This is a genomic window from Pseudoalteromonas sp. MTN2-4 (genome assembly GCF_042848605.1).
In the GTDB taxonomy this organism is placed as follows: domain Bacteria; phylum Pseudomonadota; class Gammaproteobacteria; order Enterobacterales; family Alteromonadaceae; genus Pseudoalteromonas.
Map to the genome: position 1 here is coordinate 177006 of NZ_BTGK01000009.1, position 8904 is coordinate 185909.

The 8904-nt window shown below is 40.5% G+C and carries 2 protein-coding genes; both read left to right on the forward strand.

Going from position 1 to position 8904, the window contains the following annotated elements; genetic code table 11:
* Positions 1–110 precede the first annotated feature (110 nt).
* Positions 111–2297 (forward strand): hybrid sensor histidine kinase/response regulator, encoded by a 2187-nt coding sequence (locus ACGHEH_RS18175; RefSeq protein WP_390448187.1) that lies wholly within the window; start codon positions 111–113, stop codon positions 2295–2297.
* Positions 2298–2616: 319 nt separating this feature from the next.
* Positions 2617–8904 (forward strand): SdrD B-like domain-containing protein (locus ACGHEH_RS18180; protein ID WP_390448190.1); only part of this gene is annotated, 6288 nt, incomplete at its 3' end.

Sequence of the window (8904 nt, forward strand, 5' to 3'; positions counted from 1 at the left end):
GACTGAATTCTTGTAATGTAGAGTAATATGCTTACTCTAATAATTTGCTTTAAAATCATATTTTTAAATATTAAACTCATCCTAATTTCCTAGTTTAAAATAAGTGGATTATGCAAGAGCTACATTTCGCGATGCCAATAATGTCGTTAACAGCGATTATTTCTGCTGGTGTGATGACCCTTAATTGGTTCATGTATCAGAGTGCCGATGGCGTTAAACAATGGATGTACTCTATGCAACTGATGGCACTGACCTGTTTGCTGTTAATTGGAATTAGCTACCAGCCAGAAACGATTACTTTTGCAGCCCTTATTTGTCTATTCGCGACTTTCTACTTCTTTGTTTCAGGCACAGAAAAATTCTTTAAAGTGACACACTCTCCAAAACTATGGCTCGCGATAGGTGTGGTTTATTTTGGACTCACAATCTGGTTTAGCTTTATTGATTCAAACAGAGCAATGCGTTATATCGCTTCATATTCTTTGGTATCAATCGCCATGGGGTTGTCCATTCGTTCATTGATGATTTGCACACCTAGCCAACATCAGCGTACTAATCTGTCGCGTTGGGGCTTTTTGGTTTCATGCTTGTGTGTGTTTGCCGTTTTATCTATTCATTTATTAACATTAGATGCGCAGCCTACGACAGCAGCATTATCAAATCTACACACCTCTCAGGTGTTGGTGATTGCTTCAACAGTGTGTTTACCAATTATTTTATGTGTGGCGTTCAGTCTTTTATGTGGAGCACAGCAACTTGAGAAAATGGCTGTGCTAGCGCAAAAGAATAAACAAGCCAGTTTATTAAAAGGGCGCTTCTTAACTATGCTCAGCCATGAACTCAGAACGCCTTTGAATGCCATAGTGGGTCACGCTGATATGTTAAAACGTATTCCGCGTGAACCGCAAAAACATGCGCAATTATGTGATGTGATCAGCGAAGCTGCACTTTCACTTTCAGATTTGGCAAATCAAGTGTTACTGCAAGCGAAGGGCGAGCAAGTCAGCGCTTTACTTAAGCCCACAAGCCTAGCCGAGCAAGCGCAAACTGTGCATGAATTACTTCTGCCACTAGCTAAAAACAAAGACTTAAACTTTAAACTGCGTGTTGATGAACGCTTGAGTGAGCTTTACTTTTTAACAGACAAAGAATCTCTGCCACTGGTCTTAAAGAACCTTGTATCAAATGCGATTAAATACACAGACTATGGTGAGGTCGTTTTATCCGTCAGTATGCATGAGCAAAAAGTGCAAGCAGGCGATACTCAGCAAGTCGTCAGGTTCTCTGTTTCAGATACGGGCGTAGGTTTAAGTAAAAGCGCACTGGATTATATTTTCGAGCCTTTTGCGAGTAACCAACTTGAGCATAATATCAGTAATAGTGCGGGTTTTGGCTTAAGTTTAAGTAAGCAGCTTGTAGAAAACTTAGGTGGAGAATTAACGGTGAACAGTGAGCTAAGCAAAGGCACTGTTTTTACTTTTGATTTAGTTTTGTCTGTTTGTGAGGTACCTGAGCGAATAGTTGACGAGAATATCGTAAAGTCACCTGAACAGCTCGCATCCAATCGTATTCTTATTGTTGAAGATAACCTATTGAATCAAGAGGTGCTTAAGCACTACTTACAAGATACTAAGATGCTGTGTGAGTACGTGAGAACGCTTAAAGCCGCGAGTGAGAGCATGGCTGATAATCAGTTTGATGTTATTTTACTCGATATGCATTTACCGGATGGTCACGGCATTGAGTGGTGGCAAAGTTTACAAAGCCAGCTTGAACCAGCGCAAGCTCCGACTGTGATAGCACTGACAGGTGATGCTGATGAGCAAGCACAACAAAGATATTTACAACAAGGTATTGCTTACTGCTTAGAAAAGCCGGTATCAGGCTCGACGCTGTTATCTGTGTTAGAGCATGTGGGTACTGCACATACAACACAAATAAACCCCTTGAAGCTATTAGACGAAGCGTTAATACATCGTTTGAATCAGCAATTTGATAGTCACTTCTTAAATACGAAACTAATGTATTTAGCTGATACTTTTGATTACGAGTTTGCTCAACTGCAAGGTTTAGCAGATATTCAAGCTATCGATCAGCTTGAAATAAAATTACAGACCTTAATAAAAGAATGTGTTGAGTTGGGCTTAAAAGCCCTCGCCCTAGCGCTTGAAGAAACCAATCAGGCCGTAAAGGCGAAGCAAGTAATTGATTGGCGCGCTTTACATCATTACGCAAAACAAAATGCACTTGCATTGCAAAATTATCAACAGAGGGTTGTTTCAGGTATAGGTAATTAGTCGACTTTTATGGTTAGAAACTTTGCTATATCCTGCTTTTTAGAAAGTATATAGAGCAGTGTCCACTGCTTTTTTCGGTTAAATAATAGCTAAATTACATATATTACAGCGTATTACATATTTACCAAAAAGTATTGCTTTTAAAGTTAACTCCTCATCTCTAAATATTAAATAAAAATCGACTCCTACATATTATTTCCACAATTAACTGAAATTGTTTTAATTTTGTGCATATTACACTGGATTACACCCTCCTTTATCATTAGACTTTCCCGCTCGAATTTCGTTGTGTTTAATTTAGGTAAATTTGGTTCTAGGGATGTTCAGTAAGCTATTAAAGTTAATGTTATTGCCGCTTTTGCTTTTTGCGAGTTCGGTGTGGGCAGTAGATATTCAAATATCTACGTTTGAAGACATAGATACCACAGTACCTCGTGGCGGAGAAGTTAGATATAACATCGAGTTTACTAACAGCGAAGAAGATACAGCAGAAAATGTTGTGGTCGAATTCTTCATTCCAGAAACAACCAATTTTGTCTCGAGCACCAGTAGCTGCCAAGTGCAAGCCTACCTTGACGCGGGAAAATCACGAAATAAATTACGGTGTGAAATGGGAAGCATACGAGGGCGAACATCAGGCTCTTTGCAAATAACCATAATTACAACAGCTGCAACAGGCTTAACTATTGAACCTAGCGTACGTATTTCTGCAGATAATGAAGATCCCTCTAAATTACTAAACAACGAAGAAACGCAAAATACGTCAATCGTTGCAGGTGTTGATTTGGCTGTCACAACATTGACATCAGATCCATCGGATGTATATCTCAATCAAACTTACCAATATCGTGTTCAAGTTAAAAATAATGGGCCAAATGACGCTGCTAACGTGGTGTTAAAGCATACTTTACCGAGCTTTGCACAGTGGAGCTCAGGAAGCAGTCAGACTTCAGGGTGGAGCTGTAGTAGAACTAACCAAGTGATCACATGTACTAGAGGTGCCTTGTCATCTGGGCAGAGTGCTTCACTAAGCTTCGCATCAAGTGTGACACAACTGGGGAGTGGAGTAGTAACGGCGAGTTCCGCGATTTCAAGTGATACAGCCGAACTTGATAGTAGTAATAACAGTAAAACTGTGAATACAAAACTAAAAGAGCATGCCGATCTTGCAGTCTCCGTGGCAACAAAGATCCCAGGTTATTGGGGCATAGATCCAAATACGGCCCATAGTTACGAAATCACAGTTAGAAATTTAGGACCAAGTAGAGCATTAAAACCTATTATGACGTTTACTTTGAAAGATGGCGTTATCTTTCAAAGTGTCACACCTGCAACAGGTTGGAGTTGTAATAGGAGCGGGCAACAAGTTTCTTGTAGTGCAACTTCTTTAGATATTAATGACAGCGATGTCATGATTGTGCGTGCATTATCTCCTCAAGTTAAAGGTCAGTATGTCTCGACAGCTAAGATTGCTACTGACAGTAATGGCGGCTCTGTAGATCTAAATAGTCGTAATAATTTAGCGAATGGCACAATTAATGTAGTTATTCCTCAGACTCTCAGTGTCAGCAAAACAATTGATGGGGGTAGAAGCTCTTTTGTAAGTGGTGAGCAATTTACCTTTAAGATTGCTGTGACTAATAGTGGAGATACGAAAGAGTTAGTCAGCTTAGAAGATACGTTACCAAACCAAGTAGCTTTAATTTCTCCACTAAGTTCAGCCGTTACTTCTGATGACTTTAACTGTTCTGTGTCTGGCCAAAAAGTAACTTGTTTGCCAAAAGTCGCATCAATAGCGAAAGACCAAACTAAACAAGTTCAATTAACGGTTAGGGCTGTTTCTGTTGGGAATAGTATTACCAATACCGCTACTGTGACACCAAATACAGGAGATGCTGCAACAGGCAGTGTTTCTTTTAATGTCGCCTCAAGCGCAGCGAAACTTGTGTTACAAAAGACCGCTAACTTGGCTTGGAATAATAAGAATTACATGGGCCAAACATTCAACTATTATCTGCAAGTTGAAAATACGGGGGCTGGCGCAGCGTCGAATGTTGCGCTTCAAGATACGCTAAGCGACGGTTATATCCCGGTTAGCTTTATATCTCAACGCAATGTGAATGGTACATGGCAAACATCCAGTGATTGGGTATGTTCAATCGCTTCGTCAACATTGAATTGTACTACAAGTTCTATTGCGGCTTATACCAAGACGCGTGTCGTGTTAACGGTAAGAGCGCCTTATAACAATCAGCTTCCTCGAAATACTTTTTCCGTTGGGTATGGCGGTAATAACTTCCAAACTTCATACACTGGTTGGGGCTTTCAACCAATTAACCCTGTTAAATTAAGTGTTTCTAAAACAAAGCGTGCGAAAGATACTAAGAATACTAAGCTAGTCGCTAAAGGCGCTTTGATAGAGAGCATTATTAAAGTAAAAAATAACGGTGAAGGTGCAACGCAAGGTACATTAACACTCGAAGATGCGCTTAAAGACGGGGAACAGTATGTCAGTGCCAGTGGTAGTAATTGGTCGTGTACACATCGAGATCCATTAGCGAACGGGACTGGTGGTATTGTTTCTTGTGTATTTAGTAATAAATTACAGGCCGGTTCTCAAACCAATAAGGTGACTATTACCACTCGAGCTGTGGCTGAAGGCACATTAACTAACATTGCGACAGCTAAAGATGTGGGTGGTTCAGAGGTTAGTGCACAAAAAACTAAATCTATCACAAGCTCGCAAACTGCAGATCTTGCAATATCAAAAACAGTAGATAAAACATCGTTGTCAGCAGCTGAGAGTGAGCTGAATTATACGTTAACAGTGAGTAACCTTTCAGGTTCAAATATCACTGGAAACGATATAAAAATTAGTTCAAATACAGGCAAGGCAGCCGTTTTGATAACGGATGACTTTACCGCAACGTTTAAATCGAAATACGACAGTCAAGCAACCGCTATTCGCTTTCCTAGCACAGTAACCAGTTCACGTGGTAGTCAATTTAGCTGTCAAAGCAAAGAGACTGGTAGCTTTGAAAATACCAAGACACAAATCTTATGTCATCTAGTCAAAAATGAAGTGTTTGCTGTTGGTGATCAAGTTCAAGTCCCAATTACTGTGGCGCGTCCATTTGTATTGACTAATGGGCAGGTTATCAATGAAGCCTCAGTATCATCAAATACTCATTTAGATCTTGAAACGGCAAATAATACGGCCCAAGTTGCAAGCAATGTTGCAGCTAAATTTGATGTTGCAGTCACTCAAGTGAGCTATGCGCAAAACCCTGTTAGCACTGGCGATAACGCCATCATGACCATTGAGCTAGCCAACCTAGGGGCGAGCAAAGCGTCAGGTGTTGAGCTAGTTCATACATTTACCAAACCGGCAGCGAATACATTTACTTTTATTAGTAGCCGCTTTTCAAGAAGCGGACAAAGCAGTGTATGTAGTTTTAATTCTGCGGTGAATAGGCTGACTTGTAATATCGGGGAGCTGGCAAGTAACGAGGCGCAAACAGTGGTTGTGACAGTTTTACCAAAAAGTGCTTCTAATCGAATGGATTGGCGACTTGATGGGACATCTGTGATCAGTGCTGACAATATGCAGTTTGATAATTTATCGGGTAACAACAGCAAATCTCAGGTCTTGCAAGTAAACACACGTACAGCAAACCTAAAAATTGAAAATAATGATATTGATGATCCGCTAGGTTGGTACCCAAGCCCAAGAGGATTTCCAGACTCTCTTGATAACATTGTGGTGTATAAAGTTGACCTAGAATACTTAACTGATAACGATGGTAATACATCTGTTGCTAGTGGCGTAGGGTATGACTTTCAAGTAACCCCTAAGGGGGTCAATCAAACCCTTAAATTTTTATGTGATAGCGGTGCCAATAATACTTGCTCAGTCTCTCAAGCACGCTGTAGTAAGACTGGACAAAGTTTCACAGGGCAAACAACGTTTAACTGTCAAGGACCAGAAAACAGCAGTGATAGCAGCTTAGAAGAGTATGAGCTTCGAGAAAATACAGCTGGCAATAACGCAATTTATACCCGCTATATGTTTTTTGAAGTGATTTCTCGCCCCTCGACTACCGGTGAAGTAGCAGAAACGTTGGCCACTATTTTCTCAAATGAAAAAGACAATGTATCTGCTAATAATAGCGAAGCTGAGAAAACCTCTATTCGGGTGGCTGTAGACTTATCCCTCACTAAAGAAGCATCTGTGCCTCAAGTTGCAGTGGGGAGTGAGTTTGAATATATCATCAAAGTAAGTAATGCTGGCCCAGGTGATAGCGCAGGCAACGTTGTTTATGATTATCTGCCAACTTACTTGAGCTTAAATGGTGCAGTCAGTACTTCTAAAGGGGTATGTACTGCAAGTCGAGCTACCGCACCTAGCAGCAGCCAAGTAACTGACTTTATTCGTTGTGATATTGATCTGATAGCAATGAATGAAACGCCAATTGAAATTCGTGTTCCTGTTAAGCTCAATAGTATGCCGAGTGGCGAACAAGTCGTGAATGAAGCATGGATTGAAACAAAAGGCTTTGATACCAATAAGACGAATAATCGTAACTCTGCGACTACGCCTGTAGTCAAAGGTATTATCTCAGGTAAGGTATTTTTCGATTTACAAAATGATGGTGTATTTTCGAGTACAACAGATAGTGGGTTAGCAAATATTCAAATCTTATTGAATGGTAACCTAGATGCTGGTGGTAGTATCACACAAAAAAGTGTGATGACGAACGGATCTGGTGAGTTTTCTTTTACTGATCTTGCTCCAGGCACTTATACACTCACACAACCTATCCAAACTGCCTTAAACCAATACCTAGATGGTAAAGATAGCCGTAGTGGTGAAGTTTTAACTAACAGTGAAAATAGCGATCTAATCTCAAATATTCGCCTTACAGCAGGTAGTTCATCATTAAATCATACATTTGCAGAGCGTGGCGCTGCATCAGTAAGTGGTTATGTTTGGGTTGATGAAAATGATAATGGCTTTAAAGAGGCTGCAGAAACTAGCGGTATAGAAAATGTCACCCTGACTTTAACTGGTACAGATATACACAGTAAAGGTGTGACTTTAACTACTCAAACCAATGCGCAAGGCTTTTACCTTATTGATGACTTTACTGGTGGTAATTACCGTCTGACACAAACTCAACCAAGCGAATACAATGATGGTTTAGAAAGTGAGGATGGTGCTGTTATCGAGAATACGCGCGGCACAGATGTTATCCAGTTAGGAACGGTTACAAATAAAGCTAAGTTAGAAAATCGAAATTTTGCTGAATTATTAAAAGTACAGCCTGCGAGTTTATCGGGTCGTGTATTTGTAGATGCCAATGAAAACAATGTGTTTGATGGTGCAGAAGCTGGTATTCAGAATATTGTTATCCAATTAACAGGTACTGATCATACCGGTGCCACGGTTGATAAGCGTGAAACAACCGCCGCAGATGGCACTTATAGGTTTAGCGATATTCAGCCTAGTAATACCAGTGGTTATACATTGACGCAGCTATCACAAGATATTTTGGTCGCTAATTATGAAGATGGCGCAGAAAGTATCGCTTCATCTGTTGTCGCGCAACCCCGTGCGGGTGACAGCTTGAGTGTTAACCTTGCTTCAGGACAGACGCTATTAGAATATAACTTTGCCGAATTAACGCTTTCAAAAGAAGGTATTATCTCGGGTTACGTTTATATCGACAGTAATGATGACGGTATAAAAGCAAGTGAAGAGCTGCCACTAGAAAATGTACAGTTTACGCTTTCAGGCACTACCATCAGTGGTAAAACAATCAGTAATGTTCAGGTTGTGAGTAATGCCTCAGGCCGATTTGAATTCACGGGCCTAGAACCTAGTAACTCAGATGGTTATAAGGTGACACAAACACCACCGCAAAACTATGTAGATGGTCTTGAGCGTTTTAACCGCACAGAAGTGGCAGGGTCTCGCAGCACAGATGAAATCACGAAAATTACATTAACACGTAAACAAACTCGTGAAGATCTGTATTTTGCTGAATTGATCCCACCGACCAATAAAAAGATCGTGGCGAAAGTGCTGCTTGATATTAATCAAAATGGCACTTTCAATGGCGAAGATACATGGCTACAAGGTGTTAATGTAACGCTTACTGGCACAAACGTGTTCGGTCAGCAGTTAAATATTACCCGTGCAACGGATCAAAATGGTGTTGTTGAATTTACTGAGTTACACCCTGCAAAAGTTGCTGCGCAATACACGCTAATACAAGCTGTTATTGCTGAGTATGCGGATGGTAAAGACTATTTAAATAGCATCGAAGTCGCTGATCATAGCGTTGATAAAGTTGTGATCACGACACTAAATTCAACACCGACAATATTATTTACTGAAAAGCCGAAAATTGGTGATAGACAGGTATCCGGTCGCGTATTCCTAGACACGTTACAAGATGGTGAACTTGAAACTGCTGAACTAGATAAAGTACTTGAAAACATCACAGTAACGCTTATCGGTAAAGACAAGTTTGGTCGCGAGGTGTCACTAACGCGCACTACAGACATCAACGGTCAGTACGAGTTTGCAGGCTTAACAGAAGCA

Coding starts and splice junctions, on each gene's coding strand:
- ACGHEH_RS18175 (WP_390448187.1), top strand. CDS start 111: ATGCAAGAGCTACATTTCGCGATGCCAATAATGTCGTTAACAGCGATT.